17 protein-coding genes are annotated in these 18,420 nt (G+C 63.7%); 13 read left to right on the top strand and 4 right to left on the bottom strand.

Annotated elements, in window-relative coordinates; translation table 11 throughout:
- Positions 1-245, bottom strand: a 245-nt coding sequence (locus BV071_RS05325) for a hypothetical protein (protein WP_035603202.1), incomplete at its 3' end; no start/stop codon positions are given.
- A 181-nt stretch (positions 246-426) separates the two neighbouring features.
- Between BV071_RS05325 and thiH the strand changes: the two genes are divergently transcribed.
- From thiH to thiS, 3 genes are read left to right on the top strand one after another with little or no spacing between them, the layout of a single operon-like run.
- Positions 427-1,563, top strand: coding sequence for a 2-iminoacetate synthase ThiH (gene thiH, locus BV071_RS05330; RefSeq protein ID WP_265594099.1), 1,137 nt, complete (start codon positions 427-429; stop codon positions 1,561-1,563).
- Between the two features lie 7 nt (positions 1,564-1,570).
- Positions 1,571-2,296 carry a hypothetical protein gene (locus BV071_RS05335; protein ID WP_035603205.1) on the top strand — a complete coding sequence of 242 codons (726 nt, stop codon included), beginning with the start codon at positions 1,571-1,573 and terminating at the stop codon, positions 2,294-2,296.
- On the top strand, positions 2,293-2,496 hold the full coding sequence (gene thiS, locus BV071_RS05340) for a sulfur carrier protein ThiS (RefSeq protein ID WP_035603207.1): 204 nt from the start codon (positions 2,293-2,295) through the stop codon (positions 2,494-2,496). Before BV071_RS05335 ends, thiS begins: the two co-directional genes overlap by 4 nt.
- Positions 2,497-2,502: 6 nt before the next feature.
- Here the strand turns inward: thiS and BV071_RS05345 are convergent, their stop codons facing one another.
- The 3 genes from BV071_RS05345 to BV071_RS05355 form a co-directional block, all read right to left on the bottom strand.
- The gene (locus BV071_RS05345) at positions 2,503-3,210 is read right to left on the bottom strand and encodes an ElyC/SanA/YdcF family protein (protein ID WP_081885806.1); all 708 of its coding nucleotides are present in this window, start codon (positions 3,208-3,210) and stop codon (positions 2,503-2,505) included.
- Positions 3,174-4,136 carry a diacylglycerol kinase family protein gene (locus BV071_RS05350; RefSeq protein ID WP_052572928.1) on the bottom strand — a complete coding sequence of 321 codons (963 nt, stop codon included), beginning with the start codon at positions 4,134-4,136 and terminating at the stop codon, positions 3,174-3,176. The genes BV071_RS05345 and BV071_RS05350 overlap by 37 nt, the downstream gene beginning before the upstream one ends.
- A gap of 78 nt (positions 4,137-4,214) precedes the next feature.
- Positions 4,215-4,769, bottom strand: coding sequence for a Maf family protein (locus tag BV071_RS05355; RefSeq protein ID WP_035603209.1), 555 nt, complete (start codon positions 4,767-4,769; stop codon positions 4,215-4,217).
- A gap of 105 nt (positions 4,770-4,874) precedes the next feature.
- Here BV071_RS05355 and BV071_RS05360 point away from each other — a divergent pair, with 105 nt between their 5' ends.
- The 10 genes from BV071_RS05360 (at position 4,875) to BV071_RS05405 (ending at position 18,419) form a co-directional block, all read left to right on the top strand.
- The gene (locus tag BV071_RS05360) at positions 4,875-5,762 is read left to right on the top strand and encodes a metal ABC transporter substrate-binding protein (protein ID WP_035603211.1); all 888 of its coding nucleotides are present in this window, start codon (positions 4,875-4,877) and stop codon (positions 5,760-5,762) included.
- A gap of 148 nt (positions 5,763-5,910) precedes the next feature.
- Positions 5,911-7,941 (top strand): ATP-binding protein, encoded by a 2,031-nt coding sequence (locus tag BV071_RS05365; RefSeq protein ID WP_081885808.1) that lies wholly within the window; start codon positions 5,911-5,913, stop codon positions 7,939-7,941.
- Positions 7,934-8,590 (top strand): response regulator transcription factor, encoded by a 657-nt coding sequence (locus BV071_RS05370; protein ID WP_035603215.1) that lies wholly within the window; start codon positions 7,934-7,936, stop codon positions 8,588-8,590. The genes BV071_RS05365 and BV071_RS05370 overlap by 8 nt, the downstream gene beginning before the upstream one ends.
- A gap of 87 nt (positions 8,591-8,677) precedes the next feature.
- Positions 8,678-9,955, top strand: coding sequence for a hydroxymethylglutaryl-CoA reductase (locus BV071_RS05375; RefSeq protein WP_052572929.1), 1,278 nt, complete (start codon positions 8,678-8,680; stop codon positions 9,953-9,955).
- A gap of 10 nt (positions 9,956-9,965) precedes the next feature.
- Positions 9,966-11,168: a hypothetical protein gene (locus tag BV071_RS05380; protein WP_035603217.1), complete on the top strand. Its 1,203-nt coding sequence runs from the start codon at positions 9,966-9,968 to the stop codon at positions 11,166-11,168.
- Positions 11,169-11,252: 84 nt separating this feature from the next.
- Positions 11,253-12,182: a UbiA family prenyltransferase gene (locus tag BV071_RS05385; RefSeq protein ID WP_035603219.1), complete on the top strand. Its 930-nt coding sequence runs from the start codon at positions 11,253-11,255 to the stop codon at positions 12,180-12,182.
- Between the two features lie 7 nt (positions 12,183-12,189).
- A complete protein-coding gene (locus tag BV071_RS05390) occupies positions 12,190-14,622 on the top strand; it encodes a PEP/pyruvate-binding domain-containing protein (RefSeq protein ID WP_035603221.1) in 2,433 nt (810 codons plus the stop codon).
- Positions 14,623-15,001: 379 nt separating this feature from the next.
- The gene (locus tag BV071_RS05395) at positions 15,002-16,108 is read left to right on the top strand and encodes a DUF3419 family protein (protein ID WP_035603223.1); all 1,107 of its coding nucleotides are present in this window, start codon (positions 15,002-15,004) and stop codon (positions 16,106-16,108) included.
- Positions 16,105-17,433: a hypothetical protein gene (locus BV071_RS05400; RefSeq protein WP_035603225.1), complete on the top strand. Its 1,329-nt coding sequence runs from the start codon at positions 16,105-16,107 to the stop codon at positions 17,431-17,433. Before BV071_RS05395 ends, BV071_RS05400 begins: the two co-directional genes overlap by 4 nt.
- A complete protein-coding gene (locus tag BV071_RS05405) occupies positions 17,430-18,419 on the top strand; it encodes a GNAT family N-acetyltransferase (RefSeq protein ID WP_052572930.1) in 990 nt (329 codons plus the stop codon). The genes BV071_RS05400 and BV071_RS05405 overlap by 4 nt, the downstream gene beginning before the upstream one ends.
- Position 18,420: the final 1 nt, after the last annotated feature.

Here is an 18,420-nt window from a genome sequence, read left to right on the forward strand (position 1 = left end):
AAGGGCACTTTCTGCTCCTTGGCGTATCCCGCCCACTCGCCCGGAGTGGCACTGTGGCGGCCGGCGGTGAAGTCCTCCCGCGCCGTCTTGAAGGCCTTGGAGAGATAGTAAACGTAGTTCTGGTCGCGGTAACCGTGGCTGCCGTCCTTGTAGAACATCGCCGCGAAAATTCCGAACATCAGCAGCATCGCCACAGCACGGAACAGGAACCAGGGGGTGGGTTTCAGGACGAGGCGTTCGCTCATGGGTATCGGCAGCAGGGGGAGGAAAGCCGCCCGGGAGGCGCATGGCAAGCTCCGGCGGCTCCCCCAAAATCCGGGGGTCTACGCCCGGGCCGCGGCAATTCTCCCGTTTTTTCCCGCCTGACAGCAATGCAGGGATCCCGCTTTGACGTCCCCCCTTCCCCGCTCCATGCTGCCGCCGTCCGTGAGTTTTTCCGCCCAATTTGCCGCCGCCCTGGCGAACCCGTCTCCCCTGTTGCGCCGTTTCGAGCGGCTGATCGCCCCGGTCCAAGACCGCGGGCTGGAAGCCCTCGCCCGGGAGAGCCAGCGCCTGACCCGCCACCACTTCGGCCGCACCATGCGGCTTTTCGCGCCGCTCTACCTCTCCAACGAGTGCGTGAACAACTGTTCCTACTGTGGCTTCTCCCGGGACAATGGGATCTTCCGGGTGACCCTGACCGTGGACCAGGTGGTCCGCGAGGCGCGGTACCTGCATGACCTTGGCTTCCGCAATGTGCTGCTGGTCGCCGGCGAGCACCCGAAATTCGTCTCGGATGGCTATCTCCAGGAGTGCATCGATGCCCTGAAGGGCTTCTTCCCGACCATCGGTATCGAAGTCGGCCCGATGGAAGATGACCAGTATGCCGAAATCGTCCGCCACGGCGCGGAGGGTCTGGTGGTCTATCAGGAGACCTACCACCGCGAGACTTACCAGCGCCTGCATACCGCGGGACCCAAGAAGAACTTCGACTGGCGCCTCGATTGCCCCGAGCGCGCTTACGCGGGCGGCTTCCGGAGGATTGGTATAGGGGCTCTCTTCGGTCTCGCGGAATGGCGGCATGAGGCACTCGCCCTGGCCGCCCACCTCGAATACCTCTACAAGCATTGCTGGAAGGCGCAGTTCACCGTGGCCTTCCCTCGGATGCGTCCCTACGCCGGGAACTACCAGTACGAGCCGGACGAAAATCTCTATCTCTCGGACCGGGCGCTGGTGCAGCTCGTCTGTGCATTCCGGACCTGCTTCCCGCAGGTCGGCATCGTGTTGTCCACCCGCGAACCCGCAAACTTCCGCGACTCTCTCGTTCATCTGGGCGTGACCACCATGTCCGCCGGCGCGCGCACCGAACCCGGCGGCTACACCGGTGCGGGCAGCGATGACCTGCACCTGACCGTGAAGGGCCGCCGCGTCGAACTGGAGCAGACCACCGGCTGCGAGAAGGCAACCGAGCAATTCAAGATCGACGACACCCGCTCGCCCGCCGAGGTCGCCGCGATGCTGCGCTCGAAGCAGATCGAGCCGGTGTGGAAGGACTGGGATGAGGCGATCCTGGCCACCCCGTAGACAGTCCATGCGCGGCTTCCTGATCTTCTTCAATCTGGCAGGTGCGATTCTATCGATCGCCCTTCTCGTTTCAACCTTTGCCGCAAAGGGGATCATTACATCGCAGGCACAGCGAATCGCGGTGGAGAAGTCCCGCAAGTATTCCGACCCTCTCGCGGGCAAGCTTCAGGAAACGCTCGACCGCCCCTTGATCGGGAAACTGATCGTCGGCAAGCCGCGCGAGGTGCTGGAACGCGAGCTTCAGGATTACCGCAGCTCACCCGGCGACTGGCTCGAGGAGCTCGCCAGGGGAGGCGCGGACAAGGCCAAGCAGATCGACTTCCCCGAGATCACCCAGCCGCTCGCCCGCAAGGCTCTCGATGCACTGAAAAGCGAGATGACGGGGCTCAAGGCTCAGGTGCAGGACAGCTACCGCAATCTCATCGCGGACCTGCGCCTGTTTGCGACCACGAACCTGATCGTATTCCTCCTCATCGCTTGGCTCTGCTGGATCGCCCGCTCACCCTCGGCCATCCACTGGCTGGTCGGTTATTCTCTCGCGATGAGCTTGGCTCTCGTCATCTCGATCTACTTCTACGCCCAGCAGAACTGGGCGTGGTCAATCCTGCGCAACGACTATATGGGCTGGCGTTATCCAAGCCTGCTTGGCATTGCCACTGCCTACCTCATGCTCCGCTTCACACCGGAGATCGCGTTCCAATACGACTGGAAGAAAAAGGAACCCTTGCCATGACCCTCTTGATCAACGGAAACAGCCGGAGCTTCGATGCCGATGCCTTCAGCGTCGACAGCCTGCTCGACACCCTCGGCCTCGGCGGCAAGCCGGTGGTGGTGGAACTGGATCAGGAAGCGGTCTTCGCGAAGGACTACGCGGGCACACCGGTGAAGGACGGGGCGGAGGTCGAGATCGTGATGATCGCGGCGGGGGGCTGACCCTTCTCACTCCGGCAATTGCTCCTTGTCCCCCAAGTGTCTCGGACGGGTGCCGAGGATATTGACGTCGAGCCACATCTTCACCCGGGCCCCGACTTCTCGGACCTTGGTTTTGAATCCTCCGCTGCTGACGACGTCCTGGGCATTGAAGCCGGTGACCTTCATGCCATTCGCTTGGGCGAGGTAAACGGCGCGCTCGTTGTGGAAGCGCTGTGAGATCATGACCACCTCCGTCAGCCCGAAGATCTCCTTGGCACGCACCACCGAGTCCAGGGTCCTTAGGCCGGCGTAGTCGCAGACGATCTTGTTCTTCGGGATGCCGCGCTCGACCAGCGCCCGCCGCATCTTCTCGGGCTCGTTGTAGTACTTCTCGCTGTTGTCCCCGGAGACTAGGATCACTTGGATCTTGCCGGCCTTCCACAGCTTCTCCGCGGCATCGATGCGATAGCGGAAGTAGAGATTTTCGCGCTCCTGCGCCCGGTCAGTGGTGCCGAAGACCAGACCCACCTTGGTCGGCGGGACCAGGTTCACGTCATCGTACAGGATACCCCGGGACGCTTGGACGGCGGCGAGGTTCGCCCACGCAATAAACGCGACTCCCAAGAGGCCGACCGCCATGGCCGCCAAGAGAGTTCGCTTCAGCCAAATCCGCCAGCGGAGTCTATTCCCCGCTCGGGTCACGCCTTCTGTTCCGCCGGTTTCCACTTGGTCCATGCCACCATCGACTTCACCGCCTCCGCAAACCGGCTGCCGATCGGCTCCTCCGGAGCGATCACCCGGAGCCGACCGGGATCCTCATTGCTGAATTGCACCTCACGCCAGCGGCCGGCCAATTCGCCATCCACCTGCACCGGCACCTCGCGGTCCGCTATGACCTTGCAGGAATGGGCCTGCAGGTAGGCCACGGTGGTCCCCGCCGCCTCCACACCGCCGAAGGCGATGCCCCGGAGAGAGTCCAGCACCAGCTTGTAGCCGGCTTCCTTGAAGACCAGCACGTCGAGCATGCTGTCGCGGTTGTCGGCCTTGTGGAAAAGCTTGAATTGGCCGCCGTAGAGCGAGCCGTTGCCGGTCAGCACCGCCACGCCTTCCTCGCGGCGGCCGTCGTCGCAAATCACCTCCATCCGCGGCGGATCCTCGCCGAGGACCTTCACCGCCGCCAGCAGGTAGGCGAGCGGCCCGAGCATCTTCTTGGTCTCCCAAGTCGTTTCCTCGATCACCATGGCGTCGAAGCCGACACCCGCCATCTGGACGAAAGGAATACCGTTGGCCTCGAACAGGTCGATCTCCTGGACCAGACCGGCCTCGATGACCTCGAAGGCCCGCGGCAGGTTGTCGAAGGGGATGCCCAGCTCGCGGGCGAAAACGTTCATGGTCCCGGCCGGCAGCACGCCGAGGGCGGTCTGGGAGCCAGCCAAGCCTTGGACCACGGCATTCAGGGTGCCGTCGCCGCCCGCAGCCACCACAACCGGCGCGCCTTGGCGCGCGAACATCGCCGCCAACTCACGCGCCTCCGCAGCGCTACTGGTGGCATGCAGCGCGAAGCGCGTGGCATGATCCATGAGGAAGCGAAGGGCCCGCTGCCCTTTTTGGCTGCGCGCCCTCGGATTGAAAATCAGCGGATACCGCGGCAGCCCGGTCACGGGCCTGAATGGAACCCGGCGACGGCCAAGTTCCAAGTGCGAAGTAGCGCCGGAATTCCAGTCGTGCATCGCAGGCGCTCAATCCCCGCGAAGCGCCTCGATCACCTTGGAGACCGGAAGCCCCATCACGTTGTCAAAGGCTCCTTCGATGGATTCCACCAGCAGATCTCCGCGCTCCTGAATGCCGTAGGCACCTGCCTTATCCAGTGTATCGACCGTTTGAATGTATTCTTCGATCACGGACTCATCGAACTCCTTGAAACGAACCAAGGTAAGATCATGAAATCGATTTACACGATCGATTGAATCAAAAATACAAACACCTGTGCAAACCGTGTGAGCGCGTCCCGATAATTTCCGTAACATTTCACGGGATTCATTCAAGGACTTAGGCTTGCCCAGTGGCTCGCCCTCAATCCAAACAAGTGTATCAGCTCCTATCACCGTGGCCTTGGGATGCTGCTCAGCAACGGCCCGCGCCTTGAGCTCGGCATTTTGTTCACACAAATTCACAAGCGGGATACTTGCGTCGTGGATCTCCTCGGCGGGTGAAACAACCACTTCAAACTCCACCCCTGCCTCGGCAAGGAGCTGCTGACGACGAGGCGAGGCGGAGGCGAGGATCAGGTGCACGAGCGGGGTGTATCGACTCCCCTTCCCTCTGCAAACCTTTGATCGAAGACAGCAAGCTATCGCAATCGATTTGCAAAACCGCGCTTGCCGCCCAAAGCTCTGGCCATGCGTTTTGTCGTCGCCCTTCTCGCCAGTCTCCTGCCCCTGTCCGCCGCGGAATTGAAGGTGGCCTCCCTGCATCCTCTGGTGGGCGACCTCGCCCGACAGGTCGGCGGCGCGCGGGTGGAGGTGGTCGACCTGATCGGCAAGAACGGCGATCCGCACCACTTCGAACCGGTTGCAGCTGACCTGGAGAAGGTGGGAGACGTAAAGCTCTACCTCGCCTCCGGGATGGGCCTGGAGAGCTACCTGACTTCCCTGCGCGGGATCGTGGGAGGGAAGGCTACGGTCGTGGAGATCGGCAAGGATCTGCCCGCGATCGAGGAGGAGGACGACCATGATCACGGAGCGGAGGATCACGAGCACCATCACCACGAGCAGGACCCGCACTGGTGGCACTCCATCGACCTCTTCCGCCGGGCCACGACCGCGACGGCGGAGGCCCTGAGCGCCGCAGACCCTGCTGGCGCAGAGAGTTACACCAAGAATGCCGCCGCCTACCGCACCAAGCTGGACGAGCTACAGCGCTGGAGCCGCAAGGAGATCGCCCGGATCCCGCGTGAGCGCCGCCAACTTGCCACCGCCCACGCCGCCTTTGCCTATTTCTGCAAGGACAATGGCTTCGAGGCCATCCCCCTGCAGGGCCTGAACCGCGAGCAAATGCCAGACCCGAAGCAGCTCGCAGCCCTCATTACCAAGCTGAAGGAGCACAAGGTGGCGGCGATCTTCCCTGAGAAGGAATCCAACCCCAAGATTCTGGAGATCCTAACCAAGGACACCGGGATCAAGGCCGGCAAGCCGCTCTACGCCGATGGCTCCGGGGTGGACAGCTACGAGGCGATGATTCGCCACAATGTTTCGGCGATCGTGACCGGCTTGGCACCCTCTCCTTGAGGCTGGCGGCAACCGGACGGCGACGCCGGCAACCCGGCTCAAAGCTAGGAAGACAACGCAATTTTGCGGGCGTTCAAAAGTTTCCGACAAAATAATTTCCCAGATTTTTAAAATATGTTAAAGACTTCCCCGCTGTCGCCCATAAAACATGAAAAACCAACACTCGAGGTTGCCCCACCTCTGCGTTGGCCTGATTGCCCTGAACACCCTGCTCCCCGCGTCCCTCTCCGCCGCTGAAACGGCGCAGACCACCAACCCGATCGGTCGGGTAGCCAGGATTTTCAACCGCAAGCTGGTCGAGGTCGAAGACCGCATCCATTGGCTGGAAGACCGCCGGGATGCCCTCGCGGTGTTTGCGGAACGCCCCCTCAAGGAAAGCATTTGCTGGCGTTGCGGGCAGTCCGACGAGTCGGCAGGCAATCCGTGGATCTCCCTCGATCTGGGACGCGAAGTTCCCTTGGACCAGATTTTCCTTGTTCCAGCCCAGCGCGAGGCGGGCGATTCGAACGACCTTTTCCCGCGCCGCTACATGATTGAGGCGGCTACCCAAGCGGACTTCTCCGACGCCCGGACGGTCTACAAGACCGGCCAGCTTCCCCAGCCCTCCCCCAACGGCTACCCGGTCCGGATCAATGCTGACGGGCAGCCCGCGCGCCACGTGCGGCTCACCCTTCTGGAGGGCCACCGCCGCGGCCTGCCGAATGTCTGCGCGCTCTCCGAGATCTTTGTCTTCTCCGACCGCAATCCGGTTTCCTTCGGGGCGACCGTGACCAGCAACCAATCGGTGGAAATCCCCAACCGATGGGCCCCGCAATACATCGTCGACGGCCGCACGCCGCTCGGAATCTGGCAGGGTGGCCTGTGGACCGCCTCGCACGGTGACTGTCTGGAAGTGCCAATCGACAACCAGCGGGTCGAGTGGATCATTGATCTGGGCGAGAGCACGACGGTGGACCGTATGGTCTTCTTCCCCTACGCGCTGCCGGAGCTCTCCGGTCCGGGTGCGGTGCCGCCGCGCCTGAATGTGGAGGTTTCGGACACCCCGGATTTCGCCAAGCCCACGCGGATTGCCAGCAGCGGCGATCGCGATCTGCCGGTTGACCTGACCACGCCGATCGTGATGCCGACGAGCACCCGGACGGCCGGCCGCTATCTGCGGGTGGTCTCCGAAAAGGCCTGGCAACTGGGCAACCGCCAGCTGCAAGCCTTGGGCGAGATCGAAGTCTGGTCCGGCACCCGTAACGTGGCCTTCGGTAAGGAAGTCACCGCCCGCCAGGACGGGCTGGAACATCCCTCCGAAGAACTCACCGATGGCTCCGGCGGCAGTGTGCAGATCCTGCCGATGCACGTCTGGCTTAACCAACTCGTCGAGCGCAGCCAGATCGACGGTGAACTTCAAAGCCTGAAGTCCTCGCACACGACCATGGCGTCGGAGAGCGAGTTGAACACCACCTGGGGTGCGGCGATCGGGCTTGGCCTGACTTTCCTGATCCCGGTGGCAATCGTCGAACGACGCCGTCTGGTGTCCCGCACCCAGCTCGACAAGCTGCGCAAGCGTATCGCCTCCGACCTGCACGACGACATCGGCAGCAACCTCGGCTCCATCTCGCTGATCGCCCGCTCCGCGAAGCGCGACCTCGAGCGTCTGCACGGCCCCGATGTGGTGGCCAACGACCTGGGCGAAGTGGAAACGATCGCCCGCGAAAGCTCCCTGGCGATGCGCGACATCGTGTGGCTGCTAGAACGCCGCCAGGACACGATCGGCGACTTGGTGCAGCGGATGCGCGACTGCGCTGCCCGCCTGCTGCGCGAGATCGAATACTCTCTGGTCTGCCGGTCCTCCAAGACCGCGGCCAAGCTGACGCTCGATTCCAAGCGTCACCTCTTCCTTTTCTACAAGGAAGCGCTTCACAACGTGGTGAAGCACTCGAAGGCGACCCAAGTGACCGTGCGCCTCTTCGACGAGCGCGAACGCCTGGTCATGGAGGTCTCCGACAATGGCATCGGCCTGCCCCGCAACGAGGACGACCAGATGGCCGCCGTGAAGAAGCTCGCTGACCGCGCCCGGGTGCTGGAAGGCACCCTGCACGTGGAATCCAAGCCCGGCGCGGGCACCACCCTCCGACTCTCCGTCAAACGAACCAGCCTGATGGCAACCAAAGCAACCGCCCATGAGTAACACCGCTACTGTCCCGTTGCGGATCTGGATCTGCGAAGACCATGCGAACTTCGCCAAACAGATCTCGCGTCTCATCGCCGGTGAAGATGACCTCGTCTGTGAGAAGGCATTCTCGCACCCGGACGACCTCTTCGCCGAACTGAACTACTGTTCCGCCCCGCCGGATCTCCTGATGCTCGACCTCGGCCTGCCCGGCAAGGACGGCCTGCAGGTGCTGCGCGAGGTCAAGGCCAAGGTCCCGGCACAGAAGATCGTCATCCTCACCTCCTTCGACGACCGCGAGCGCGTTTACCGCGCCATCTGCAACGGCGCCTCCGGATACCTGCTCAAGACCGCCGATCCGGACGACATCCTCTCCGGCATCCGCGACGTGATGCAGGGCACCGCCGCGCTGAGCAGCCCGATCGCCACAATGATCCTGGAAGGCTTCTCCAAGCACGGCCCGGTGGAAGAAACCGAGCCCCTCACCTCCCGTGAGGAAGAAGTGCTGCGCCTGCTGGTGAAGGGCTTCATCAAGAAGGAAATCGGCGACCAGCTCGACATCTCCCAGCACACCGTGGACATGCACCTGCGCAGCGTTTACCGCAAGCTGCACGTCCGCACCCAGACCGAAGCCGTCTCCAAAGCGCTCCGGAAGGGCCTGGTCTGATCGTTCGCTCGCTTCACTCCCCGACGCTCCCCGCTTCCGCCGGATTCCATTGTCGCGGCTCGCGGCTCCGTGTAATTCCCTCTATCAATGACGGGAAAACGCGGGCTGACGCAGCAACATGTGGCAAGGATTCTCGGAGGCGAGAGCCCGGAGGTGGTGGCAGCGCGACTTGGCCCCAACTTCGACAATCTGCCAGCGGTTCCTGCGGGTAGCGCCAAGGTGACGGCGCAGCGTGCGGAGGCATTGTGGCAGGAAGCCGGGCTGGATTTAGAGCTACAGGCGATCCTGTTGAATGAAGCCGCAGTCCAGGAGCTACCAGTCTACCAGGGCAATATTGAGAATGCCATCGGCCTGCTGAAGCTGCCGCTGGGCCTGGCGGGGCCCTTGCGGATCAATGGCACTACGGCGCGGGGTGACTATCCCATTCCCCTGGCGACCACCGAGGCGGCGCTGGTGGCTAGCTACCATCGCGGATGCCGGCTGCTGACGGAGGCAGGCGGTTGCACCGCGCTGGTGCTCTTCGAAAGCCTGAGCCGCGCGCCCGCTTTCGTTCTCCGCACGGCGGCAGAGGCCTGCCGTTTCACGATCTGGGCGATGGAGAACTTCGAGGTTTTCCAAGAGATCGCGAATGCCACGACCTCCCACGGCAAGATGGTGGATGTGGGGGTCACACTGGAGGGCAACCACGTGTATCTGAACTTCGAGTTCACCACCGGCGATGCCTCGGGCCAGAACATGGTGACCATCGCCTCGCAGGCGGTCTGCGACTACATTGTCGAACACACGCCGGTGCCATTACAGCGGCACTATGTGGAATCGAATCTCTCGGGCGACAAGAAGGCCAGCACCAAGGCCTATACCAGTACCCGCGGCAAGAAGGTGACGGCGGAGGCGCTGATCCCGGCGGAACTGGTGAAGAAGCACCTGCACACCACGCCACGGGCGATGGAGCAGTACTGGCAGATGTCGGCGATCGGCGGGGTGCTCAGCGGCACACTCGGCATCCATGGCCACTTTGCAAACGGACTAACAGCCCTCTACCTCGCCACCGGCCAGGATGCAGCCTGCGTGGCGGAATCCGCAACGGGTGTGACGCGCTTCGAGGTTACGGAGGAAGGCGATCTTTACTCCACGGTGACCTTGCCGGGAATCATGGTCGGCACGGTCGGCGGGGGGACGCGATTACCCACGCAGAAGGCCTGCCTGGAGCTGATGGGGCTCGCCGGGGCTGGCAAGGCGCGGGCACTGGCGGAAGTGTGCGCGGGGCTGCTGTTAGCCGGAGAGCTTTCGATCATCGGGGCGCTGAGTGCGGGGCACTTCGCGCGGGCGCACCGCAAGCTGGCGCGGGGGAAGAAGAATGAATGATCCCTGTGGTATGGCCCGACTTCTCCCGGTTCTCGCCTGTGCGGCGATTCTAACAAACGCCTCTGCGTCTGTAGAGGTCGCCACGATCAGCAGCTTCGGCCAAGCGGTGAAATGGCTGGAGGTGGCGGCTCCAGTGCTCGTCCGTGCCAGCACACGGGAGATGAGTAGTGGGGCGACGGCTTTCCCGCCTCAGGCAGGCCCCGGCTATGAGGCATTCTGGCTGCGCGACTACTCCTATGTGCTGGAAGGCTGTAGTAACTCGCTCTCCGACACCGAAGTGCGCCGGGCCTGCACGCTCTTCCTCGATGCGCTCGATCCCAAGGGCGCTGGTGTGGATTGCATTAAATTCGATGGCACCAGGATCTATCAGCCCGGCTACGGCAGCATGGGCAAGAACCCGGTGGCGGATGGCTCCCTCTTCACTATCGAGGTAGCATGGCAGACGCATCAGCGGCTGCGGGACAAGGACTACCTTGCCGGCATCATCGGGAAGCTCCTGCTCGCGCACCAGGGCGTGCCACGAAACCCTAGCACCGGCTTGGTCCACATCACCAGCGAGGGCTGGGATCGTTGTCCTTATGGCTTCACGGATTCCGTACGCAAGCAGGGCGACGAGCTGTTTTGCTCGCTGCTATTGATCGAGGCGGATCGGCATCTTGCGACGATGCTTCGCGAACTTGGGCGGAGCGATGAAGCTGCAAAGTTCGAGGACGAGGCAAGCGCCCTAACAAAGACGGTGCAGGCTATCTTCTGGGACGGCGAAGCGGGATTGTTCCTCGCAGCTACCGGCCAAGGCCGCCAGCCGGACCTGTGGGGCTCGGCCTTTGCGGTGTATGCCGGCATTGCCTCACCAGAGCAGGCCATCGCCATCGCCCGTTATTTCCAGCAACATCATGCGGAAATCGTGCAGAAGGGGCAGATGCGACACCTGCCGAAAGGCATGTATTGGGATGCCGCCTGCGAGCGCGACACCTATCAGAACGGCGGCTACTGGGCCACGCCCACGGGTTGGCTGATCTACACGCTCGATCTCGTCGATCCCAAGCTCGCCGAGCAAACGCTAGTGGACCTGGTCCGCGACTTCCAGGAGCGCGGGGTGAACGAATGGATCTTCGGAGAGGGCGTCCACACCCGGAACTACCTCTCCAGCGCCACCCTGCCATTGGCGGGGGCGAAGAAGATGCTGGAGCGCCGGGCCAAGGCCAACAAGTGAGCGACTGCACCTTTCGGCCCACCCGGAAAGCAGCCCCTGCCTTGCCAGCGGACAAATCCACCCGCTAGACTGCGGACAAGGTCAATGGGGACGCCAAACGAAACTCCACCTCCAAGTTTCTCGGGGAAATGGTGGACCTATCAGAAGGAGCGTTTCCCGCTCCTAGCGCACGGGCCGCTGATCGCGGCATTCAGTGCCTGCGCGGTCTCCTACTCCTCCCTGCTGCGCCAAGCGCCGGTGCCGGGATGGGAGATGTATTTCACTGCCTTCGTGGTCTGTCTGCTGATGTTTTTGCAGCTTCGGATTGCGGATGAATTCAAGGACTTCGAGGATGACTCCCGCTGGCGCCCCTACCGTGCGGTGCCGCGGGGTCTGGTTAAGTTGTCTGAGTTGCGTGTGGTGTTCATTCTCGCCGCGGCGATCCAACTCGGGCTGGTGCTGTGGCTGGACCTGCGGCTGCTGTGGGTGCTGGGGATTGCCTGGACCTATCTGGCGCTGATGAGCGTGGAGTTCTTCTGCCGGGAATGGCTGAAGGCACGGCCGGTGGTCTATCTGGTGAGCCACATGGGCATCATGCCGCTGGTGGATTTCTTCGGCACCGCCTGCGAGTGGCTGCCGCGCGCAGGCAAGGCGCCGGCGGGGCTGGGCTGGTTCCTCGCGGCGAGCTTCTGCAACGGGATCGTGATTGAGCTGGGCCGCAAGCTGCGCCAGCCTGCCGATGAGGAGGAGGGCGTGGAGACTTACAGCGCGCTATGGGGTGTGCAAGGCGGGGCGACCGTGTGGGTGTTCATGTTGTTCTGGACCTGGTACTGCGCGCTCAAGGCATCCCAGGCGATCGGTTTTGCATTCCCGGTTTCTTGCGGGCTCGGCGCGGTCTTGTTAGTCGCTATGGCAGCGGTCTTTGGCTACGCTCATCGCGGGATGTCCGGGAAGAAGATCGAAGCGGTCTCCGCCGTATGGACGCTAGCCCTCTACCTGCTCCTCGGCTTGGTGCCGCTAGTCCTGAGACGCTGAACCGATCATGAGCTTTCTCTTCCCCGGAACCCCCAGTTCACGCCTCGGCGGCAAGGGCGCAGCCCTCGCCAAACTGGGCGAGGCGGGCTTCGACGTGCCGGCGTGGTTCGCGGTGCCTCCAGAGGCGCAGTGGAGCGAGGGTGAACTGGCGGCTTGCCTAACAGACCTTGGCGCGGGTCCCTTCGCGGTGCGCTCCTCCGCCACGATGGAGGATGGTGCAGGGCATTCCTTCGCGGGGCAGTTCGAGACCTTCCTGGAAGTTCCCGCGGCTGAAGTTGCGGAGCGGATCGCGGCCGTGCGGGACTCGGCACGGCGGGAGGCGGTGCTCACCTATTGCCGCGAGCGCGGGCTGCCGCTGCCGGAGCCGCCGACCGTGCTGGTGCAGCGGATGATCCTGCCGCGTTATGCGGGCGTAGCTTTCTCGGCGGATCCGGTCAGCGGCAGGCGCTCGCTCGCGGTGGTGTCCGCGGTTGCGGGAACCGGTGAGAAGTTGGTATCGGGCGAGGTGGATGGTGAGACTTGGCGCATCAGTAGCGAGTCCAGCGAGATGCCGGAAAATGCTCTGCTAAAGGAAGCTGAGGCCCGAGAGCTTGCTAAACTTGCCCGCGATTGCGCGGCTTACTTTGGACGGCCACAGGATATCGAGTGGGCGATCGACGAAGCAGGCAAGCTCTGGCTGCTGCAATCGCGGCCGATCACGACCTTGGCCGGCGTGCCGGACCCCGACGATACATTGCGGGTCTGGGACAACAGCAACATCGCGGAGAGCTACGGCGGTGTGACCACTCCCCTCACCTTCTCCTTCGCCCGGCGGATCTACGAGTCAGTCTACCGCGAGTTTTGCCGCCTGATGTCGGTGCCGGCGGAGCGGATCACGCGCGCGGACGATGTCTTTCCGCAGATGCTGGGGCTGATCCGGGGGAGGACCTACTACAACCTTGCGAGTTGGTACCGGGTGCTGGCGCTGCTGCCCGGCTTCCAGCTCAACCGCTCCTTCATGGAGCAGATGATGGGCGTGAAGGAACCGCTGCCCGAGCCGCTGGTGCAGAAGATCATCGCAGAATCGAGCGTCAGCCGCGGCGCGGACATGCGGGCCTTGGTCGGCACCTGCATTGGATTGATCCGGCAGTTGCGGGGACTGAAGAAGCAGGTGGCGGAGTTCCAGGCGCGGCTGGATACCGCGCTCGCACCGCCCCCGGTGCCGCTGGAATCCATGAGCGGGGAGGACCTGGTAATTCACTACCGCGACCTCGAGCGCCAGCTGCTCAAGCGCTGGGACGCGCCGCTGGTGAATGACTTCTTCGCGATGATCTACTACGGCCTGCTCCGTGGCCTGTGCGGCAAATGGGCCGGCGATCAGGATGGCACGCTGCAGAATGAGTTACTCGCTCACACTGGCGGGATCATCAGTGCGGAGCCACCGCGCCGGATCATCCGCATGGCCAAGCTGGCCGCGGAGCTTCCCGGCCTGCCCGAGCTGCTGGTGAATCCGGATACACCAGCGCAGGAGAAGCTCGCCGCGGTCAAACGCCACGGCTCGCTGAGCGCGGAGTTCCAGCGATATCTGGATGACTTCGGCGACCGCTGCCTGGAGGAACTGAAGCTCGAAAGCCCAACCGTCCGCGACGACGCCTCGACCCTGCTATCTTCCATCGGCGCGCTGGCGATGCGCGGGAACCTGCCGGAGGAGGTCGCGACATCGCAGGCTGAGGCGCCTTCGCTGGGCAATCCCCTGAAGCAGATCGTCTTCGGCCATGTGCTCAAGCATGCGCGGGAGAAGGTCCGCTGCCGCGAGAACCTGCGCTTTGAGCGCACGCGGCTGTTCGGGCGGGTGCGGGCGATCTTGCGCGAGCTGGGCAAACGCTTGCATGCCGACGACCGCCTGGCGGCTCCCGAGGATATCTTCTATCTGGAACTCGACGAAGTGCTCGCGGCATGGGAGGCGACCGGCACCATCGTGGACTTCGCCGCACTGGCCCAACAGCGCCGCATCGAGTTCGATAGCTTCCGGAACGAAGCGGCACCGCCGGATCGCTTCGAGACCCACGGCCCGGTGCATCGCTATTCGGCATTCGAAGCCAGCCGCAAGGAGGAACCAGTGGTCGCGGGCGAGCACATCAAGGGCATCGGTGCCTGCCCCGGCAAGGTGAAGGGCCGCGTGCGCGTCGTGCTCGATCCCCGCGGCGCACGCTTGGAGCCCGGCGAGATCCTCGTGGCTCAGCAGACCGACCCTGGCTGGGTCGTGCTGTTCCCGGCGGCCTCAGGTCTACTGGTGGAACGCGGCAGCCTCCTATCCCACTCCGCCATCGTCTCCCGCGAACTTCGCCTCCCCTGCATCGTCTCCCTCTCTCGCATCACCACCATCCTCAAGACCGGTGACCTCGTCGAAATGGACGGCAGCACCGGCGAAGTGCGAATCCTAACAGAGGAGGAAGCATGACGACCACCTGCCGTGCTCCCTTCAAAGTCGACCTAGGGAATGCCCGCTCAAAAGCCCCAAAGGGGCGGCCGGGAGATAGCCGAGGGCAAGCGATAGCGCAGCCCTGGGTTTTGCCCGAAGCTATATTGCCCCCTGAATTGGGGGCCGGGAGTGTGGTGACTCCAGACCGTTTTCCCATCGGCGACCTCGCTGCTCCCCTACAGGGAGCCAATCTTGTTAGGCACCGTGCCCAGGGTTGCGCGCGCTATCGCTTGCTTACCCGGGGCTATCTCCCTGCCGCCCCGTTGGGGCTCTTGAACAAGCGGCCTCTGTCCTCGATGCCATCTCGTGGAGGCTCATCGGAAAAGGACGGCTTATCCCACCGCACCTCACATCGCCCATGAGCAAATCCGAGATCCAGCACCGCGCCGACTTCTCGAAGGTCCGCTATGCCCAATGCTGGGAGGACTCGCTCCTGCTGGTCCAAGCCCTTCAGCCCGCGGGCCGGCACTGCCTGAGCATCGGCTCGGCTGGTGACAATAGCTTCTCCTTGCTTGCGGCTGGCGCGGCCTCGGTTACGGCGGTGGAAATGAACCCTGCCCAAGTCGCCTGCATCGAATTGCGCAAGGCGGCGTACTTGAGGCTCGACCATGCTACCTTCCTGGAGCTCCACGGCTCGCGTCCCTCAAGCCGCCGCCCGACCCTCTACGCCGAGTGCCGGGCCATCATGCCCGAAGAAGCCCGCACCTTCTGGGATGCAAATCCGGAAGACGTCGCCAGCGGCATCGGTGGCTGCGGGAAGTTCGAGAACTACTTCCGCCTTTTCCGCAGCCGGGTGCTGCCACTGGCACATCCGCGGAAGCGCGTGCTCTCCTTGTTAGAGCCCCGGTCCCACGACGAGCGCCGCCGTTTCTACGACAAGGTCTGGAACAACCGCCGCTGGCGCGCGATCTTCCAAGTCTTCTTCTCCCGCGCGTTGATGGGTGCCTTGGGCCGGGATCCGGAGTTCTTCAAGTACGTCGAGGGCTCCGTGGCCGAGCGAATCCTCAGCCGCACCGAGCACGCCTTGGCGGCGCTGGATCCTTCCGCGAATCCTTATCTCCACTGGATCCTCACCGGCACCCACGGCGAGACGCTGCCCCACGCCCTGGAAGAGGCGAACTTCGAGCCGATCCGCAAGGGTCTGCAGGAAGGCCGCTTCCGTGTGATTGGTTCTCCCATCGAGGCCTTGTTAGAAGCCGAGCCGGACAAACGCTTCGACGCCTATAACCTGAGCGACATCTTCGAATACATGAGCGAGGAAAACACCGAGGCCCTGCTGCGTCGCCTAGTCGCGGCCTCGAATCCCGGTGCCCGGCTCGCATATTGGAACATGCTCGCACCGCGCTCGCGCCCGGAATCCATGGCGAAGCTGCTGCAACCGCGAGCCAGCGAGGCCGCCAGCTTGTTTCATGAGGATCGGGCCTTCTTCTACAGCCGATTCGTCGTGGAGGAGGTACTGAGGTGAGCGGGCATGAATGGCTGGCTGTCCTTGGTGTGCTGGCCGCCTTACTGGCAGGCCTGCCCCTGATCCGCAAATTGTGCAGTGCCGGCGGCAGCTCCTCTGAAGTGGCGCGCAAGTCGGTACACGTCGCGATGGGTTTGGCCTGCGCGGCCTTCCCTTGGATCTTCGACAGGCCGCTGCCGGTGTGGGTCCTGGCTGGTCTCGCCACCCTGCCACTGCTGCTCTTGCGCTGTGTGCCGGCCCTGCGCAAGGGCGTCGGCTCTGCCCTGCATGGGGTGGAGCGCTTCTCCTATGGCGAGATCCTATTCGCTCCCGCGGTCGCCGCGGTCTTCGCTCTCTCGAAGGGCGATCCCCTGCTCCATGCCATTCCGGTCGGCATTCTAACCGTGGCGGATGCCGCGGGCGCGATTGCCGGAACGCGCTGGGGTCATCGCTTCTACGTCTGTGGCACGGGCCGCAAGAGTGCGGAAGGTTCCGCCGCCTTCCTGGTGGTAGCTTTCCTTTGCACCTTCCTGCCGCTCTTCTACAGCGGCCGCGTGGATGCCATCCACGCGATGGCCATCGCGCTCACGCTGGCCATCGTCTCCATGATGGCCGAGGGCATCTCGGACCGCGGCTTCGACAACCTCGTGATCCCGGTGGGCTGCCATCTCCTGCTCGCGCGCTTCCTGGCGAGCAGCATGCTGCAGATGGAGATTCGCTTCGGGGCTGCGGTGCTTCTGTTAGGCTTGGTGGCGTGGAGTTCCCGCTGGAGCACGCTCAGTGGCAGTGCCTTGATCGGCGGCGCTCTGCTCGGCTATGGCTGTGCGATTCTGGGCGACCCACGCTTTCTCCTGCCGCTGCTGGCCATCTTCATCTGCCACCTCGTCACCACCGGGCGTCATCGCCTCGGCGGGACCTTCGACCATCGGCTGGATGCCGTGATCTCGCATGCCATCGGCTCGCTGCCGTGGTGTCTCGCGGTGGATCGCGGCTTCCTCGATTCGCGGGTAGCCCTGACCGGGCTGTCCTTCGCGATGGCGATTCATCTCACGATGACCACACTCGCCACCCGCCGCTACCTCCACCCCGGCAGAGCCGCGCTGTTGTATTCCGTGGTGAAGGGCTGGGGTGTCGCTGGTCTCGCCGGGCTGCTCTGGCTGTGGAAGGACAACCAAGCGCTGGCGTGGCCAGCCACCATCGCGCTGGTCCTGACACCCGCCGTGGCCTTACTCTCGGATGCCTTGGAATCCCGTCTCTCCGCTTCCGTGGTGTGGACCCTGCGCGGAACCTTGGCCCTGCTCTGCTCCACTCCCGCCCTGCTCATGCTGAAGCAACTCGCGCCATGAACCCTCCCCTCATCCACATCCTGGAAGGCCCCGCTACGGACTGGAGCTCCCTGCCTGCGGCCCAAGCGATCTCCGAACAAGTCGCCGGCCCGGAGGAGAAGCCCGACGCGCGCCTGATTGCAGTCGATCCAGAAGGACGGATCGCCACCGCCGCCCTGTGGTGGAGCGACGTGCCTGCTTACGGAGACCACAAGGTTGGCACCATCGGCGGCTTCGAATCCTTCAGCGCCGAAGCGAGTGCGCAACTCCTGGAAGCCGCGGAGGAGCGCTTGCGGGAAGCGGGCTGCACCATCGCCATCGGCCCGATGAACGCCAACACCTGGCGCCGGCACCGCTTCGTGATCGAGAGCAGCGGGCGCGGGCCGTTCCTGTTAGAGCCGCGGAACAACCCCGCTTTTCCCGAATGGTGGCGCGCCGCGGGCTATCAAGAGCTGTCCCGCTACTCCTCCTCCCTCATGCCGCTGGATGGCAGTTCGGTGGTCTCGCCGACCCTCAAGGAGCGACTGGAACGATCCGGCATCGCCATCCGTCCGCTGCATGGGGATCGCTATGATGACGAGCTGCGGGCGATCTACGCAATCAGCCTGCGCAGCTTCGCAAACAACTTCCTTTACACGCCGCTGGAGGAGGAAGGCTTTCTCGGTGCCTACCGCAAGGTGCAGTCACGCGTCGATCCCGACTTCGTGAGGATCGCGGAAAAGGACGGCGTTCCCTGCGGCTTCGTCTTCGCGATCGCGGATTTGGAAGCCGCCGCCCGCGGCGAGAAGCCGGCCCTGATCGTGAAGACCCTGGCGGTTGATCCGGAGTCGCGCTGCGCCGGGCTCGGCAGCCTGCTGGTCGATGAAGTTCACCGCCTGGGCCGCGAGAAGGGCTTCACCGAGGCGATCCACGCCCTGCAGCACGAGAACAACACCTCGCTTAAAATCACGGGCCGCCACCACGGCGACCCCATCCGCCGCTACGCCCTGTTCTCAAAACTACTATGAA

The organism is Haloferula sp. BvORR071 (assembly GCF_000739615.1).
Taxonomy (GTDB): domain Bacteria; phylum Verrucomicrobiota; class Verrucomicrobiia; order Verrucomicrobiales; family Akkermansiaceae; genus Haloferula.